Annotated in this window: 16 protein-coding genes and 1 riboswitch; of the genes, 9 read left to right on the top strand and 7 right to left on the bottom strand. The window is 64.6% G+C overall.

Going from position 1 to position 14404, the window contains the following annotated elements; all coding sequences use genetic code 11:
* Positions 1–133 precede the first annotated feature (133 nt).
* On the bottom strand, positions 134–832 hold the full coding sequence (locus tag L6639_RS26070; RefSeq protein ID WP_237864489.1) for a ribonuclease T2 family protein: 699 nt from the start codon (positions 830–832) through the stop codon (positions 134–136).
* A gap of 119 nt (positions 833–951) precedes the next feature.
* The gene (locus L6639_RS26065; protein ID WP_237864488.1) at positions 952–1413 is read right to left on the bottom strand and encodes a hypothetical protein; all 462 of its coding nucleotides are present in this window, start codon (positions 1411–1413) and stop codon (positions 952–954) included.
* A gap of 182 nt (positions 1414–1595) precedes the next feature.
* On the opposite strand from L6639_RS26065, the gene L6639_RS26060 reads away from it, so the two are divergent.
* Positions 1596–1904 carry a hypothetical protein gene (locus tag L6639_RS26060; protein ID WP_237864487.1) on the top strand — a complete coding sequence of 103 codons (309 nt, stop codon included), beginning with the start codon at positions 1596–1598 and terminating at the stop codon, positions 1902–1904.
* Between the two features lie 70 nt (positions 1905–1974).
* Positions 1975–2505, top strand: a complete 531-nt coding sequence (locus L6639_RS26055; protein ID WP_237864486.1) for a DUF3617 domain-containing protein — start codon at positions 1975–1977, stop codon at positions 2503–2505.
* Between the two features lie 45 nt (positions 2506–2550).
* Here L6639_RS26055 and L6639_RS26050 read toward each other — a convergent pair whose 3' ends face one another.
* The 3 genes from L6639_RS26050 to L6639_RS26040 are packed head-to-tail and all read right to left on the bottom strand — an operon-like array spanning position 2551 to position 5222.
* Positions 2551–3936, bottom strand: a complete 1386-nt coding sequence (locus tag L6639_RS26050) for an ATP-binding protein (RefSeq protein WP_237864485.1) — start codon at positions 3934–3936, stop codon at positions 2551–2553.
* Positions 3937–3954: 18 nt separating this feature from the next.
* The gene (locus L6639_RS26045) at positions 3955–4686 is read right to left on the bottom strand and encodes a response regulator transcription factor (RefSeq protein WP_237864484.1); all 732 of its coding nucleotides are present in this window, start codon (positions 4684–4686) and stop codon (positions 3955–3957) included.
* Positions 4683–5222 carry a MarR family winged helix-turn-helix transcriptional regulator gene (locus L6639_RS26040; RefSeq protein WP_237864483.1) on the bottom strand — a complete coding sequence of 180 codons (540 nt, stop codon included), beginning with the start codon at positions 5220–5222 and terminating at the stop codon, positions 4683–4685. The genes L6639_RS26045 and L6639_RS26040 overlap by 4 nt, the downstream gene beginning before the upstream one ends.
* Positions 5223–5561: 339 nt before the next feature.
* On the opposite strand from L6639_RS26040, the gene L6639_RS26035 reads away from it, so the two are divergent.
* The 4 genes from L6639_RS26035 to L6639_RS26020 all read left to right on the top strand — a co-directional run bounded on the left by L6639_RS26035 (position 5562) and on the right by L6639_RS26020 (position 9249).
* Positions 5562–6644 (top strand): branched-chain amino acid aminotransferase, encoded by a 1083-nt coding sequence (locus tag L6639_RS26035; protein WP_237864482.1) that lies wholly within the window; start codon positions 5562–5564, stop codon positions 6642–6644.
* 199 nt (positions 6645–6843) lie between these two features.
* On the top strand, positions 6844–8364 hold the full coding sequence (hisS, locus tag L6639_RS26030) for a histidine--tRNA ligase (protein WP_237864481.1): 1521 nt from the start codon (positions 6844–6846) through the stop codon (positions 8362–8364).
* Positions 8365–8478: 114 nt separating this feature from the next.
* The gene (locus L6639_RS26025; protein ID WP_008144861.1) at positions 8479–8682 is read left to right on the top strand and encodes a tautomerase family protein; all 204 of its coding nucleotides are present in this window, start codon (positions 8479–8481) and stop codon (positions 8680–8682) included.
* Positions 8683–8856: 174 nt separating this feature from the next.
* Positions 8857–9249 carry a thioesterase family protein gene (locus tag L6639_RS26020; protein ID WP_237864480.1) on the top strand — a complete coding sequence of 131 codons (393 nt, stop codon included), beginning with the start codon at positions 8857–8859 and terminating at the stop codon, positions 9247–9249.
* Between the two features lie 122 nt (positions 9250–9371).
* Here L6639_RS26020 and proC read toward each other — a convergent pair whose 3' ends face one another.
* On the bottom strand, positions 9372–10196 hold the full coding sequence (gene proC / locus L6639_RS26015) for a pyrroline-5-carboxylate reductase (RefSeq protein ID WP_237864479.1): 825 nt from the start codon (positions 10194–10196) through the stop codon (positions 9372–9374).
* A gap of 198 nt (positions 10197–10394) precedes the next feature.
* Positions 10395–10895, bottom strand: a complete 501-nt coding sequence (locus L6639_RS26010) for a type III secretion system chaperone family protein (RefSeq protein WP_220006469.1) — start codon at positions 10893–10895, stop codon at positions 10395–10397.
* A gap of 393 nt (positions 10896–11288) precedes the next feature.
* Positions 11289–11448: riboswitch (FMN riboswitch) on the top strand.
* Positions 11449–11522: 74 nt separating this feature from the next.
* On the opposite strand from L6639_RS26010, the gene L6639_RS26005 reads away from it, so the two are divergent.
* The 3 genes from L6639_RS26005 (at position 11523) to L6639_RS25995 (ending at position 14394) form a co-directional block, all read left to right on the top strand.
* On the top strand, positions 11523–12077 hold the full coding sequence (locus L6639_RS26005) for a 6,7-dimethyl-8-ribityllumazine synthase (RefSeq protein ID WP_237864478.1): 555 nt from the start codon (positions 11523–11525) through the stop codon (positions 12075–12077).
* 100 nt (positions 12078–12177) lie between these two features.
* The gene (locus L6639_RS26000; protein WP_237864661.1) at positions 12178–13365 is read left to right on the top strand and encodes an MHYT domain-containing protein; all 1188 of its coding nucleotides are present in this window, start codon (positions 12178–12180) and stop codon (positions 13363–13365) included.
* A gap of 165 nt (positions 13366–13530) precedes the next feature.
* Positions 13531–14394 carry an FAD binding domain-containing protein gene (locus L6639_RS25995; RefSeq protein WP_237864477.1) on the top strand — a complete coding sequence of 288 codons (864 nt, stop codon included), beginning with the start codon at positions 13531–13533 and terminating at the stop codon, positions 14392–14394.
* Positions 14395–14404 lie beyond the last annotated feature (10 nt).

The raw sequence follows: 14404 nt of genomic DNA, 5'->3' as shown, positions 1-14404 counted from the left end.
CGATCCTAACCCCTTGTCATTGCGAGCGCAGCGAAGCAATCCAGAATCCAACCGCGGCGGCAGTCTGGATTGCTTCGCGGAGCCTGTCATCGGACCGCGCTACACGCGGACCCGGTGGCTCGCGATGACGGAACTAACCGCCCCTGATTGGCGGCATGGTCACCTGGTCGCGGCGACAGCTGTGGCGTTCGAGCTCCTCGCAGGCGCGGAATTGCAGGTCCTTGCTGAGGCAGATGCGAACCTCGGAGAGCCTCGTCCGGTTGCAGGTGACCGAGACGGCTGCGTTGCTCAGGCCCGGATTGGCCTTGATGAAGGCTTCTTCGACCTCGCCAGGCGCGACGGTCTTGGCCTGCGACAGGTCAAGATATTCGACCGGAATCTTGATCACGGCGCGGGCTTTGCGGATCGTCTCGAAATAGTTGCGGCCGTCGAGCCCGGAGCAGGTGCCATGCTTGTCCCACTCGTTGAAGATCAGGCCTGGCGCCGGCATCAAATCCAGCATCGAGGAGACGATGTTACGGTTCAGCCGCGGTGACGGCCGCTGGCAATATTCCGGAAAGCCGCTCTCATATTGCGGCCACAGCCCGTGCACCACAAAGGAATAGGGCCGTCCCTCGCACTGGATGTTCGAACGCCCGCCACTGCGACCGCGCTCGGCCGCTTCCTCGCAGAACGACGGCGACCACGACAATGATAGCACATAGAAGTCGAATTCGCCGGGCGCGTTCTGCCGCTTGTCCTGCGCGTTGGCGCCGCCGCCCAGCGAGATCAGCCCGGCAAAGGTCAGCGAGATCACGAGACGGGAGATCGATTGCAATCTAAAATGAAACATGGAGACGCCTCTCAACTAGACTGTGCAATCAGCCTAGCAGCCATCAAGAACATTTCAAGAACAAATTTCGAGCGACCGACGCGCAGGTCGCTGGATCGGCCCGAATCAGGCGCTTCGACTCAGGGCTTTGCGGCGCGGCAGGACGGATTGTAGGCCCAGTTGCGGTCGAGCCCGACCACGCACCATTCGACGCCCTGGCCGTAGCCGGCAAAGCCGCCATCCTCGATGATCGAGAAGTGCACCCGGCGCATCTTGCCGTCAGTGAGCATGGCCTCGCCGGTGCAGTAGCGGCGCGGAATGTTGTCCGATGCCCAGGGGCGGAAGGCGGTCTCGTGAACGTTTGCGAAGCCCGTGATCTGCAGCGGCGAATTCCAGAACGAGCTTTCCTTCTCCCAGAACTGGGTCGAGATCGTCGGCAGTGCCTTGTCGCATTCGGCGACATTGCCGTCGTAACGCGGCCCGCTCAGCCAGAAGTTCAGCTCCAGCGGATTGGCCGCCTTGGCCTGACCGAGCGACAGCGCCCCGAACACGAGGCCGAGAACGGCGGCAAAGCGGAGCGATTTCGGGGAGGGGGCGCGCATGGGCAATCCAGACAGCATGATCTGTGAGGACCGGACGGTGCCGCGAAGGGCGGGGGAGGTCAAGTGCAGCGCGGCAACACTTGGCCAGGAGTTGATCACAACGTCGCTGCCGACAGGCCTTCCGTTCTTTTCACCGCTGCGCGGGCACCGTAAACTGTTGCCAACCAATCGGAGTGACGGGAATGCGAATCATTGCGGCCGCGGGCCTTCTTGCCAGCCTGGTTTTTGTCTCGGGTATGATGGCGAGCCAGTCGGCGCGCGCCGACCTCCTGCCGGTGCCGCCGTTCAAGGGCAACGACACCGGCGGCATCATCGCCTATTCGATGGCGACGCAGGTCGATGCGCGCCAGGTCGCGGTCGATCACTGCGCGCGCTACGGCAAGGTGGTGAAATTCCTCGCGGTGCAGGCCTATGAGGGCGGCTACATCTCATTCTCCTGCCGCTGGGTGCCCTATGGCGCCGCCGACCGGCCGATCCGCACGCTCTATTGAGGCATTTCGGAACGCCGACAAGGTCACGCCAAAGAAAAAGCTAGGCCATTTCAGCCCGGGAGTCTCTCGCATGACGCGCAAGCTCGCTTTGCTCGGATCAGCCGTTTGCCTCGCGGTGTCGGCGAGTGGCGCCTTTGCCGACGATCTGCCGGTGCGCAAGGCCGGTCTCTGGGAAATGAAGATGGTCAGATCAGGCTCTGCGATGCCGGAGATGACCATGCAGCATTGCACCGATGAGGCCGTCGACAAGGAGATGAACAACAACGTCTCGCCGATGGCCAAGCAGGTCTGCTCCAAGCAGGACATCAAGAAGACGGCCACCGGCTATGTCAGCGATTCCGAATGCAGCGTCGCCGGCATGTCCACGACCTCGCATGCCGAGATCACCGGGGATTTCAATTCGGCCTACACCGTGAAGACTTCGTCGCATGCCCAGGGCGGCGTCGCCGGTACTGCCGGGCGCGACACCACCATGACGCTGGAAGCGAAATGGCTCGGCGCCTGCAAGCCCGACCAGAAGCCCGGCGACATCGTGATGCCCGGCGGCTTCAAGATGAACGTGCGCGACGTCGACAAGTTGAAGGCGCTGCTGCCGAAGTGAGTTCGCTTCACCCTCTCCCACAAGGGGGGAAGGAAAGGAACCCTCCTACACCGGTATTCTCACGCTCGCGCGTAACCCACCCATCGGACTGTCACCCAGCGTGATGTCGCCGCCATGGGAGCGGGCAATGTCGCGGGCGATCGCGAGCCCGAGGCCCGTGCCGCCTTCGTCCTGGTTGCGGGCGTTGTCCAGGCGGAGGAATGGCTTGAACACTTCTTCGCGCAAATGGGTGGGAATGCCGGGGCCGTCGTCGTCGACCGTGACGGTCAGATAGCGATGATCGCGCTGGCCGGAAATGGCGATGGCCTTGCCGTAGCGCGCGGCATTGGTGACGAGGTTGGCGAGGCATCGCTTGAACGAGGCCGGCTTCACCGTCACCACGGGCAGCCCAGTGAATGTCACGGTCGCGGTGTGACCGTGGCGTTCGGCGTCGCTGCGCAATTCCTCGAGCGCCTGCGCCATGTCGGTCGGTTGCGACTGCTCGCCGGAATCGCCGCGGGCAAAGGCGAGGTAATCCTCCAGCATCATCGACATCTCGTCGACGTCCCTGCGCATGCCCTCGAGTTCGGGACTGTCGCCGATCAGCTCCAGTTCGAGCTTGAAGCGGGTCAGGATCGTGCGCAGATCGTGGCTGACGCCGGCGAGCATCGCTGTGCGCTGCTCCATCGCGCGTTCGATGCGCGACTTCATCTCGAGGAAGGCGCCCGCCGCGCGTCGCACCTCGCGCGCGCCGCGCGGCCTGAAGTTCGGCGCCTCGCGGCCCTTGCCGAAACTTTCCGCGGCGTCCGCAAGCCGCAGGATCGGCTTGATCTGGTTGCGCAGGAACAGCACTGACACGATCAGCAGGATCGAGGACGTGCCGACCATCCAGAACAGGAAGATCTCCGAGTTCGAGGCATAGGCCGCGCTGCGCTGTGCGAACACGCGCATCACGGCATCGTCGAGCTGGATGCGGATCTCGACGAGGTTGGAACGGCCGACCGTGTCGATCCAGAACGAGCGTCCGATCTTTTGGCCGAGTTGCACCGACAACGTTTGGTCGAGCAGCGAGAAGAACGGCTTGGGTCCCGGTGGCGGCATGTCGCCGCGGGGCAGGAAATCGACCACCAATTGCAACCGCTGCCCGATGCTCTTGAGCTGCGCGCGGTCCTTGTCCTGCGGATAGCTCTTGTAAACGTCGATCAGCGCGGCGATGTCCTGCACCACTGCGGCCGACAGCCGCCGTGTCACCGTGTTCCAGTGCCGCTCCATGAACACGAAGGCGACCACGGTCTGCAGGATCACCATCGGTACGATCATGATCAGCAATGCGCGCGCATAGAGGCCGGTCGGCATCCAGCCCTTGAACGCGTTGCCCATCCAGCCATTGGCGGCAGAGACGCGCCCGGCGGCGCTTCGGAGTAGCGTCAGGCCGGTGTCGATCGTGCTCATCTCGCGCGCTTCACTTGACTATGGCGAGGCGACCAGCCGGTAGCCGATGCCGCGCACCGCTTGCAGGAACAGTGGATTGGCGGGATCGGTCTCGATCTTGCGCCTGAGGCGGTTGATCTGCACGTCAACGGCGCGCTCGTTGACGCTGCCATTGCCCGTGAGCGCGCTGCGCGGCACGGTCTCGCCTGGCGTCTCCGAGAGAATGCGCAGCATCTCGCGCTCGCGGTCGGTAAGATGGATGACCTCCTCGCCCTGGCGCAACTCGCCGCGATCCAGGTGATAGACGTACGTGCCGAACGCGATCTTCTCCACCGCCGCGGCCTGGACCGGCGGCGCGGCGCGCTTGAGGATGTTGTTGATGCGCAGCGCCAGCTCGCGCGGCTCGAACGGCTTTGCGACATAATCGTCAGCGCCGATCTGCAAGCCCTCGATGCGGGCCTCGGCTTCGTGCCGCGCCGTCAGCATCAAAATCGGCACCGAGGACGATGTGCGGATGAACCGGGCGAGATCGAAGCCGGTTTCGCCGGGCATCATCACGTCCAGGATCAGCAGGTCGAAATGCAGTCCGAGCAGTTTGGCGCGGGCATCGCCCGCGCTGGCGGCGGTGGTGACGCGATAACCCTCGGCCGCGAGAAAGCGCGAGAGGAGATCGCGGATGCGGCGATCGTCGTCGACCAGCAGCAGGTGCGGGGCATCGTCGGCCGGTTGCGCCGGCGGGCGGGCGAGCGTAGCAGCAAGCGGCACGGTCACTCCTTTGACTCTTGATTGGCGGCGAAGATCGTCTCCAGCACCTTGTCCGGATCGTCGCGGTCGATCATCGCGCGCAGGAAGCGCTTGACGGTCTCGGCATCATCAGGCGCCATCTCGGCGAGCGCCTTGGTGATCCGCGTGGTCTGGAGGCCGGCGAGCTTCTGCACCAGCGCCTCGCCCTTGGGCGTGGCGTAGAGCAGGCGCTGGCGGCGGTCGTTGTCGCCGGTCTTCTGCACGATGTAGCCCTCGTCCAGCAGCTGCTTGAGCACCCGGCCGAGCGACTGTTTTGTGATGCGCAGGACGTCGAGCAGGTCGGCGACCTTCAGTCCTGGATAGCGATAGACGAAGTGCATGACCCGGTGATGAGCCCGGCCGAAGCCGAAAGCCTCCAGCTCCTGGTCGGGATCGCCGACGAAATCGCGATAGGCGAAGAACAGCAGCTCGATGATATCCCAGCGCAAATTGCCTCCTTCACCTGCCGCCGGCCGTGGCTCGGCAACGTCTTGAGAGGGAGTCGCGAAATTTATGTCAGGCATATTGACGTATCTTGGGTTCAATGTTACAAAACCATCAGCCCGCACGAAATTTTAAATCGTTTCGCATCGGGTGGCATTCCTAACAGCGGCCGGAGAGAAGCCGGACAGGCGACGACGGCCGGAACAGATCTACCGTGCGATTGTCGAGCGGCATTTCGGCAAAACATACTGGACTTCCGCCTTCCGCAAAAGCATGTCCTCGAAGGACATGCTGGCCACGGAAACCGGCCGTAACAAGGCTGGCGGTGGTTCGGCCAGAAACCACATCAAGCCAGCCGGGCCCGAACAGGGGCGGCCGGCGCCAGAACAGCGCCGCCACCGGCAGCGGGAGGCAAGGACATGAGCATGAAATTCGACATCCAGCCCGCATCCAATCCGACACCCGAGAAGGACCGGGTCGCCAAGCTGGTGGACCCCGGCTTCGGACGTGTCTTCACCGATCACATGGCTGTGGTCCGCTACAACCAGGCCAAGGGTGGCTGGTACGAGGCGAAGGTCGAGGCGCGCGCGAACTTCCAGATCGATCCGGCGGGCGCGGTGCTGCACTACGCCCAGGAAATTTTCGAAGGTCTGAAGGCCTACAAGCGCGACGACGGCGGCGTGAACCTGTTCCGCCCCGACGCCAATGCGCGCCGCTTCAAGGATTCGGCCGACCGCATGGCGATGGCGCAATTGCCGGAAGACGTCTTCATCGAGGCGGTCGAGCAGGTCGTGCGCATCGATCGCGCCTGGATGCCGGGCGGCGAGGGCAGCCTTTATCTGCGGCCCTTCATGATCGCGAGCGAGACCTTCCTCGGCGTCAAGCCATCCTCCGAATACATCTTTGCGGTGATCGCTTCGCCCGTCGGCTCCTATTTCAAGGGCGGGCCCGCGCCGGTTTCGATCTGGGTCTCGGAGAATTACACCCGCGCCGCGGTCGGCGGCACCGGCGCCGTCAAGTGCGGCGGTAATTATGCGGCGAGCCTGCGCGCGCAGGCCGAAGCGATCCAGCATGGCTGTGATCAGGTCGTGTTCCTCGATGCGGTCGAGCGCCGCTACATCGAGGAGCTCGGCGGCATGAATGTGTTCTTCGTGTTCGACGACGGCTCGCTCTCGACGCCGCCGCTCGGCACCATCCTGCCCGGCATCACCCGCGACTCCATCATCGCGCTCGCCCGTGATGCCGGAAAGACGGTCCGCGAGGAGCCGTATTCGCTGGAGCAATGGCGCAAGGATGCGGCTAGCGGAAAGCTGAAGGAAGCGTTCGCCTGCGGCACCGCGGCCGTGATCTCGCCGATCGGCAAGGTGCGCTCGGTCAGCGGCGATTTCGAGATCTCGGGCGGCGCCGCCGGTCCCGTCGCGATGGGCCTGCGCAAGCAGCTCGTCGATATCCAGTACGGTCGCACCAACGATCCGCACAACTGGATCCGCAAGGTGTTTTGAGCCTTCATCTCTCACTCCCTCGCCCCGCTCTTGCAGGGAGAGGGTGGGGTGAGGGGCTCTCACCACGAGTTCGAGAGATCTGAGTCCGCGGAGACTCCCCCCCTCACCCGGTCGCTTCGCGACCGACCTCTCCCCGCAAGCGGGGCGAGGTGAAGAACACTCCGGTTGCCGCATCGCGCGTCGGCTGGTAAACGCCCGCATGGCCGAAAAACCCAAAAAACCCCAGAAACTGAAGGCGCGGCTGCCGCGCGGGCTCGAGGATCGCGACCCTGCCGCGATCCGGGCGACGCGCGAGATGGTCGAGAAGATCCGCGCCGTCTACGAGCTCTACGGCTTCGAGCCGGTGGAGACGCCGGCGATGGAGTACACCGACGCGCTCGGCAAGTTCCTGCCCGATCAGGATCGCCCGAATGAAGGCGTGTTCTCGTTCCAGGACGATGACGAGCAGTGGATTTCGCTCCGCTACGACCTGACCGCGCCGCTGGCGCGCTATGTCGGCGAGCGCTACGGCACCGACGGTCTGGTCCTGCCGTACCGCAGCTACCGCGTCGGCTACGTCTTCCGCAACGAGAAGCCCGGCCCGGGCCGCTTCCGTCAGTTCATGCAGTTTGACGCCGATACGGTCGGCTCGGCAACGCCCGCGGCGGATGCCGAGATCTGCATGATGGCAGCGGACACGATGGAAGCGCTCGGCGTTGCGCGCGGCCAGTATGTGGTGAAGGTCAACAACCGCAAGGTCCTCGACGGCGTTCTCGAAGCCATCGGGCTGGCGGGTGAGGAGAATGCGGCGCGCCGCCTGACCGTGCTGCGCGCGATCGACAAGCTCGACAAATTTTCCGCTGACGAAGTGCGCAAGCTGCTCGGTCCCGGACGATGGGATGGTGGCGAAGAAGGCAAGGGCGACTTCACTAAGGGCGCCAATCTCAGCGCGGCGGAGGCTGACGTCGTTCTCGCTATCACCAAGCCGCGCGAGGATTGGAAAGAAGCCATCGCTGCGGCGGAAACCTACCTGGCCAAGAGCGAGACCGGTCAAGCCGGCGTCAGCGAGCTGGAAGAGATTGCCAAGCTTGTCACAGCGTCCGGCTACGGCGCGGATCGGATCAAGATCGATCCGTCCGTCGTGCGCGGCCTCGAATATTACACCGGCCCCGTATACGAAGTCGAACTTCTGCTCGATACCAAGGACGAGAAGGGTCGGCCCGTGCGCTTCGGCTCCGTCGGTGGCGGTGGTCGTTATGACGGTCTCGTCTCCCGCTTCCGCGGCGAGCCGGTGCCGGCGACCGGTTTCTCGATTGGCGTGTCGCGGCTGCAGGCCGCGCTGACGTTGCTCGGCAAGCTCGACACGCGGCCCGAAGTCGGGCCCGTCGTCGTCACCGTGTTCGACCGAGATCGCGTCGCCGACTACCAGAAGATGGTCGCAAGCTTGCGCTCCGCCGGCATCCGCGCCGAGCTCTATCTCGGCAATCCCAAGAACATGGGCAACCAGCTCAAATATGCCGATCGCCGCAACTCACCTTGCGTGATCATCCAGGGCTCGGATGAAAAGGCGCGCGGCGAGCTCCAGATCAAGGATCTCGTCGAGGGCGCGAAAGCGGCCGCCGCGATCGCCTCCAACCAGGAATGGCGCGAGACGCGGCCAGCGCAGTTCTCCTGTAGCGAGGCCGATCTCGTTTCAAGAGTGCGCGAGGTCCTCGCGCGCCATGACGTGAGCTGGGGCTAGCCATTCGCGAACGCCGACATGCCCGGGCTTGTCCCGGGCATGTCAGTCCTGTTTGATGCGCACCTTCAGAACGACCGGGGTGTGCCTGGTCATCGCGACAGCAGGGAGAAGATAATGCCTGAGATTACCGTCAGCATGGCCGAAGGCCGCACCGACGAGCAGAAGGCCGGCATGATGCGCGACATCACGCAGGCACTGGTGAAGAATCTCGGCGTCGACGCCGATGCCGTCGTCATCCAGATCAACGAAGCCCCGCTCCGCCACAAGATGAAGGGCGGCAAGACGTTCGTGGAACGCGCAGCCGCGGCGAAGAAGTAAGCTGGCGCTAGCACGGCATTCACCGCCGTCGTCCCGGCGAAAGCCGGGACCCATAGCCGCAGGGAGTGGTTGTGGGGGCGCTGGTAACTCCGAGTCTTAGCAAAACTAATGCTGCGGCTATGGGTCCCGGATCGGCGCTTCGCTTGTCCGGGACGACACCGTGTGTGAGGCACGATGGACGCACGCGATTTCATCCAGATCGGCATGAGCGCCGAGCGTACGCTGGTGGTGCCGGCCGAGCGCACGGTCGGGCATTTCGTGCCCGGCATGCCGATGGTCTATGCGACCCCGATGATGATCCTGGAAATGGAGATGACGTCGGGCGATGCGATCCGCTCAGCGCTCCAGCCGGGCTGGGTCACTGTCGGTACCGAGGTCGACATCCGCCATCTCGCGGCCGCCCTCGTCGGCGCGACGGTGCGGACGACGGCGAAAGTGATCGCAGTCGAGCGCCGCGTGATCCGTTTCGAGGTCGAAGCGTTCGAAGGCGCGCGCAAGCTCGGCGAAGGCCGCCATGCGCGCGGGCTCGTCAACGTCGAGATGTTCAACAAGCGGCTCGGGGCTTAGCCAAGGGCGCGATGCTGTAGTGCCGTAGGGTGGGCAAAGCGAAGCGTGCCCACGATCTTTATCCACCACAAAGGAATGGTGGGCACGGCGCTTTGCGCCTTTGCCCACCCTACCGCACCTGCTTACTTCGCGAGCTCCTTCGATCGCTTTGTCGCGGCCGCGATGGCGCGGATCATCAGATCGCGCAAGCCGGGCTCGCCCATCAGCACGCCGAGGGCGGCAGCCGTGGTGCCGCCGGGCGAGGTGACGTTCTGGCGCAGCGTCGCGGAGGGAAGATCCGACTGGTGCAGCAGCTCGCCGGAGCCGGCGACCGTCTCGCGCGCGAGCTTGGTCGCCAGCGCTTCCGGCAATCCCGCCTCCACGCCGGCCCGCGCAAGCTCTTCGGCGAGCAGGAATACATAAGCGGGCCCGGAGCCGGAGACGGCGGTCACCGCATCCATCAGGCTTTCATCTTCGACCCACTCGACCGAGCCGGTGGCGCGCAGCAATGCATCGGCGACCGCGCGCTGTGCGGCGCTGACGTTCTTTGCAGCGACCGCGACCGTGATGCCGCGGCCGATCGCGGCCGGTGTGTTCGGCATCGCGCGCACCACGGCGCCGCCGCAAACCTCTTCGAGCGCGGCGATCGTGGTTCCCGCCATGATCGAGACCACCGACGTCTTGTCCGAGACGAATGATTTCAGCTTCGCGCCTGCCTCGCGAAACATCTGCGGCTTCACGGCGACGACCATCGTATCAACAAAGCCTGCTGCCTTCGCATCTGGATTGAGCGCAACGCCCTTGGCGGCGAGCGCGGTGATCTCAGGCGAGAGATGCGGTTCGACCACGGCGATGCGGCCCGGATCGAGCCCGCCCGCCAGCCATCCGGTCAGCATCGCGCCGCCCATCTTGCCGGCGCCGGCGAGCAGGATGGTGCCGGTGATATTTTGGAGAGTGCTGTTTGCCACTGTAGTCACCCAAACAAAAGGTGTCGTCCCGGCCTAGTGCGCGATTGCGCACGGGGGGCCGGGACCCATAACCACAGGGGGTTCTAGTGGACGAAGGCGTTGGCAACAAGCCGCGTGCCACAAGATGAATCACGCAGTATGGATCCCGGCCTTCGCCGGGACGATGCGAGGGAGCTGCGGCCCCCCACTTCTTGAGACCTACGCCTCGCCCACCGTATCGAACATCGCCGCGTCCATCGCCTGCGCTGTGGTCTTGCCCGCCCACACCACGAACTGGAACGCCGGGAAGTAGCGCTCGCAGGCGTGGATCGCGCCGGCGAGCATGGCTTCGCATTGCGCGGTCGAGGCGGTGAGGCCACCCGGCAGCACCAGGGCCTGACGGTGCATGATCATGCCGGTGTTGGTCCAGAGATCGAAATGGCCGATCCACAATTGCTCGTTGACCGCAGCAACGAGCTTCTGCACCTCGCCCCGTCGCGCGGCAGGAATCTTCATGTCGAAAGCGCAGGCCAGATGCAGTGCCTCGATTTCACCCATCCAGGTGAAGGAGATCTGGTAGTCAGTCCATTGCCCCTTCGAGACAATGGTCAGCTCGTCCTCGCCGGAGCGTTCGAACGGCCAGTTGTTGCTGGCAGCGATATCCTCGACCACCGCAAGCGGGTGATTTCGGGAATCGATGGTACCTTCGAGCAGGGACATGCCGTCTCGACCTCTTGCCTTCTTGTTGTCTTTGATACGCACGCGGTTGGTCCGGCGCGCGCTTCCTCAATTTCGCTTAAGGCGATCCCCGGGAGTCGCTGTTGCGATCCCGGGACCAGCGCGGGCTTGTCGCGGATCAACTGATGTGATTTGCGGAATCTGCGCAACTGGGTCGCGAGTCCGTCCACAAGCCATGACTCGTTCGTCCACAGCTCATCTCGGCCACAATTGTTAACGATTGAGAACAAACCGGAATCCAATCGTTAATTCCACTGCGCGAGGGCCGCACCGCCCTGGCGGCATGGGACCATGCGGTTTTTGCTGCGGAACTCGCTTGCTTGCGGCCCCGGACTGGCGGCATATTTCCGCTCAGGTCGCTCAATCCCGGGCGGCCGATGTTCTCAGGGCGGGGTGAAAGTCCCCACCGGCGGTAAGGGCCGAAAGGCCTGAGCCCGCGAGCGCCTTCCCCAAGGTCTTTGACTGACGGGAAGGGTCAGCAGATTCGGTGCAACTCCGAAGCCGACGGTTAAAGTCCGGATGAAAGAGAACGGTCGGTGGCAGACGCATCGCAAGGTGCGGCTGTTTGTCGTTCCGTGTGCCCTGATTCTGGTCCCTTGAAGGAAAGCCATGAATCAGATGTTGCAAGATCCCCAGACCGATACTTCCCAGACACAGCCGCCGGTTCCGCAAGGCCCCGCGACCGAGCATCCGCGTTTTGCAAAACCGCAGCGGGTGGCCTTCGTGCAGGCCTGCTGGCACCGCGACGTCGTCGCGGAAGCCCGCATCGCCTTCATGAAAGAAGCCGAGGCACGCCATCTCACCCATGTCGACGTGTTCGAGGTGCCGGGCTCGTTCGAGATCCCGTTGCATGCGCAGGTCCTCGCCAAGACGCGGCGCTACACCGCGATCGTTGCGGCAGGCCTGGTCGTTGACGGTGGCATCTATCGCCACGAATTCGTCGCCGACACCGTGATCAAGGCGCTGATGGACGTGCAGCTCCGCACCGAGGTCCCGGTGTTCTCGGCCGTGCTGACGCCCCAGCAATTCCACGAGACCGAAGTGCACTACGATTTCTTCCGCAGGCACTTTGCGATCAAGGGCGTCGAGGTCGCGGCCGCCTGTGCGGAGACGCTGCTCGGCCTCGAGCGCCTGCGCGGCCAGGTCGCGGCGGGAATTGTGTAAAGGTCCGCTCACACGCCGCTGATTGTCAATCCCGTCGCCGTCCCTATAAAGTCGGCGGCGGGAGGAGGCCGTGCCGTGGAGACGGGCGGCCGGCAAGATCATGTTCGAAGGACACGATCCCTTTCTCGTCGCGCTGTCAGTGGCGATCGCGAGTCTGGGTGGCTATACCGGCTTTGCGCTTGCTGCTCGCATCCGCAACACGCCCGGCGTCAGCAACCGCGTCCTGCTCGCGGGGGCGGCCGCGTTTCTGGCGGTCGGTATCTGGACCATGCATTTCGTCGGCATGCTGGCCGCACCACTGCCGCCAGATACGGTCTATCTCGTCCTTCCCACCATCATCTCGTTCCTGATCTGCGCGCTGGTGGTCGGCATCTCGCTCTTCTTTGTTTCGATCGGCGAGCCCACGCTGAAACGCGTGGCGTCGTCTGCCGTGCTGCTCGGCGTCGGCATCGCCAGCATGCATTACGTCGGCATTCATGGGTTGGCTGGCTCGTTCGGCATCGTGCATGACCCCTCGATGGTGCTGCTCTCGGTCGTGGTTGCCATCGTCACCGCCTATGGCGGCCTGCGCGCCTTCCTGGCGCAGCAGGAAGGCGTTCGGCTGATCGTTAGCTCCATTGCTTTCGGCATTGCCGTCTCCGGCATGCATTACACTGCGATGCTGGGCATGCATTTCGAGCCGCTGACCGATGCGGCGCATCACCATGGCGGCGGTCTTGCCGCGTCGCAGCAAATCCTGTCGATCGTCGTTGCGGTGCTGTGCTTCGTCATCGCAGCAGGCTTCCTGCTATCGCTCGTTCCGGACTCGCGGCGGCAGGCGCCCGTCGCTGCGGAGCCGTCCGCTGTCGCGCCTGTTAGCGCCGAGCCGCTTCTGGCCGCAAGCGCATCGCCACGCCCGATGGCGCCGCTCGGCGGTCTCGGTCAGCCGCCGCGCGCGCCGGTTCCCCGACTGCCGGTCGAGAGTGCCGACGGCACGCACTTCATCGACACCGCGAGCGTCCGCAGCGTCCGGGCGGATGCGCATTACACACGCGTCCATGACGGCACGCGGGAGCGGATGTGCCCGTGGTCGATCTCGGAGGCCGAGGCGCAGCTTGATCCCTCGCTGTTCCTGCGGGTGCACCGCAGCCATATCGTCGCCATTCCCCATGTCGCCCTGGTCCGGAAAGAGGGCGATGGCGCCGTGCTCGAGCTCGACGGCCCGTCGCCGCATCGGGTGCCCGTGAGCCGGGCCAAGATCGCCGAGGTGAAGGCCCGGCTCGGGCTGGCGAGCCGGCGGCAGGTGTAGCGCCGTCATACGTCGCCCAAGCTGACGCAATTCGTGCGTTGCCACCCGCAATTCGTGCAAAAAGCCCGCGCTTGTGCCCGAACGATTGCGGGCAGTTCGGTCCGGAGAGACCGTTTCCTCCAACGTCGGCGCCGTCACGCGCAGAGACGATCAGGGGAGGAGATGATGATCCCGGGCTCATTCAGCTATCACCGGCCGGCGAGCGTCGCCGATGCCGTCAAACTCTTGTCAGACCTCGGCGAGGAGGCGCGGCCGCTGGCCGGCGGGCACAGCCTGGTGCCGATGATGAAGCTTCGGCTCGCCACCCCCGCCCATTTGGTCGATCTGCACGGCATCGCCGCCCTCAAGGGCATCAGCCGTAACGGCAACAATCTGATCATCGGCGCGATGACCACCCAGCACGAGCTGCTGGCCTCCGACGAGGTCGCGAAGGCGATGCCAATCCTGCACGAGGCCGCGCTGCTGATCGCCGACCCGCAGGTGCGCTACCGCGGCACGATCGGCGGCAATGTCGCCAATGGCGATCCCGGCAACGACATGCCGGCGCTGATGATGACGCTGGAGGCGACCTATCGCCTCGAAGGTCCCGGCGGCACCCGGGACGTTGCGGCCGCTGACTTCTACCAGGGCGCCTACTTCACCGCGCTTGAGCCTGGTGAAATCCTTACCTCCGTCTCGGTACCCGTGCCGGCGGCCGGGCACGGCTACGCCTACGAAAAGCTCAAGCGCAAGGTCGGCGACTACGCGACGGCCGCTGCCGCAGTCGTCCTCACTATGTCCGGCGGCAAGGTCGTGACCTGCGCGATCGGTCTCACCAATGTTCACGAGACGCCGCTGCTCGCCATCGATGCCGCCAAGGCGGTGATCGGAACGAGCCTCGATGCGGCCACGCTGAAAAAAGCCGCTGCTGCGGCCTCGGCAATTATGGCGCCGGCTGCCGATGCGCGCGGTCCGGTCGAATACCGAAAGCATGTCGGCGGCATCATGGTGACGCGGGCGCTCCAGCGCGCCGCCGCCATCGCGAAATAGAGGAGGGGAC

Source organism: Bradyrhizobium zhengyangense, from assembly GCF_022012555.1.
GTDB classification, from domain to species: domain Bacteria; phylum Pseudomonadota; class Alphaproteobacteria; order Rhizobiales; family Xanthobacteraceae; genus Bradyrhizobium; species Bradyrhizobium zhengyangense.
This window is presented reverse-complemented; position numbering and strand designations above follow the sequence as displayed.

Excerpts from the sequence above, each read along its gene's own strand:
- L6639_RS26025 (WP_008144861.1), top strand. The coding sequence starts at position 8,479 with ATGCCTGAGATTACCGTCAGCATGGCCGAAGGCCGCACCGACGAGCAG.
- L6639_RS26055 (WP_237864486.1), top strand. The coding sequence starts at position 1,975 with ATGACGCGCAAGCTCGCTTTGCTCGGATCAGCCGTTTGCCTCGCGGTG.
- L6639_RS26070 (WP_237864489.1), bottom strand. The coding sequence starts at position 832 with ATGTTTCATTTTAGATTGCAATCGATCTCCCGTCTCGTGATCTCGCTG.
- L6639_RS26050 (WP_237864485.1), bottom strand. The coding sequence starts at position 3,936 with ATGAGCACGATCGACACCGGCCTGACGCTACTCCGAAGCGCCGCCGGG.
- L6639_RS25995 (WP_237864477.1), top strand. The coding sequence starts at position 13,531 with ATGATCCCGGGCTCATTCAGCTATCACCGGCCGGCGAGCGTCGCCGAT.
- hisS (WP_237864481.1), top strand. The coding sequence starts at position 6,844 with ATGGCCGAAAAACCCAAAAAACCCCAGAAACTGAAGGCGCGGCTGCCG.
- L6639_RS26065 (WP_237864488.1), bottom strand. The coding sequence starts at position 1,413 with ATGCGCGCCCCCTCCCCGAAATCGCTCCGCTTTGCCGCCGTTCTCGGC.
- L6639_RS26060 (WP_237864487.1), top strand. The coding sequence starts at position 1,596 with ATGCGAATCATTGCGGCCGCGGGCCTTCTTGCCAGCCTGGTTTTTGTC.
- L6639_RS26020 (WP_237864480.1), top strand. The coding sequence starts at position 8,857 with ATGGACGCACGCGATTTCATCCAGATCGGCATGAGCGCCGAGCGTACG.
- L6639_RS26000 (WP_237864661.1), top strand. The coding sequence starts at position 12,178 with ATGTTCGAAGGACACGATCCCTTTCTCGTCGCGCTGTCAGTGGCGATC.
- L6639_RS26040 (WP_237864483.1), bottom strand. The coding sequence starts at position 5,222 with ATGCCTGACATAAATTTCGCGACTCCCTCTCAAGACGTTGCCGAGCCA.
- L6639_RS26005 (WP_237864478.1), top strand. The coding sequence starts at position 11,523 with ATGAATCAGATGTTGCAAGATCCCCAGACCGATACTTCCCAGACACAG.
- L6639_RS26010 (WP_220006469.1), bottom strand. The coding sequence starts at position 10,895 with ATGTCCCTGCTCGAAGGTACCATCGATTCCCGAAATCACCCGCTTGCG.
- L6639_RS26035 (WP_237864482.1), top strand. The coding sequence starts at position 5,562 with ATGAGCATGAAATTCGACATCCAGCCCGCATCCAATCCGACACCCGAG.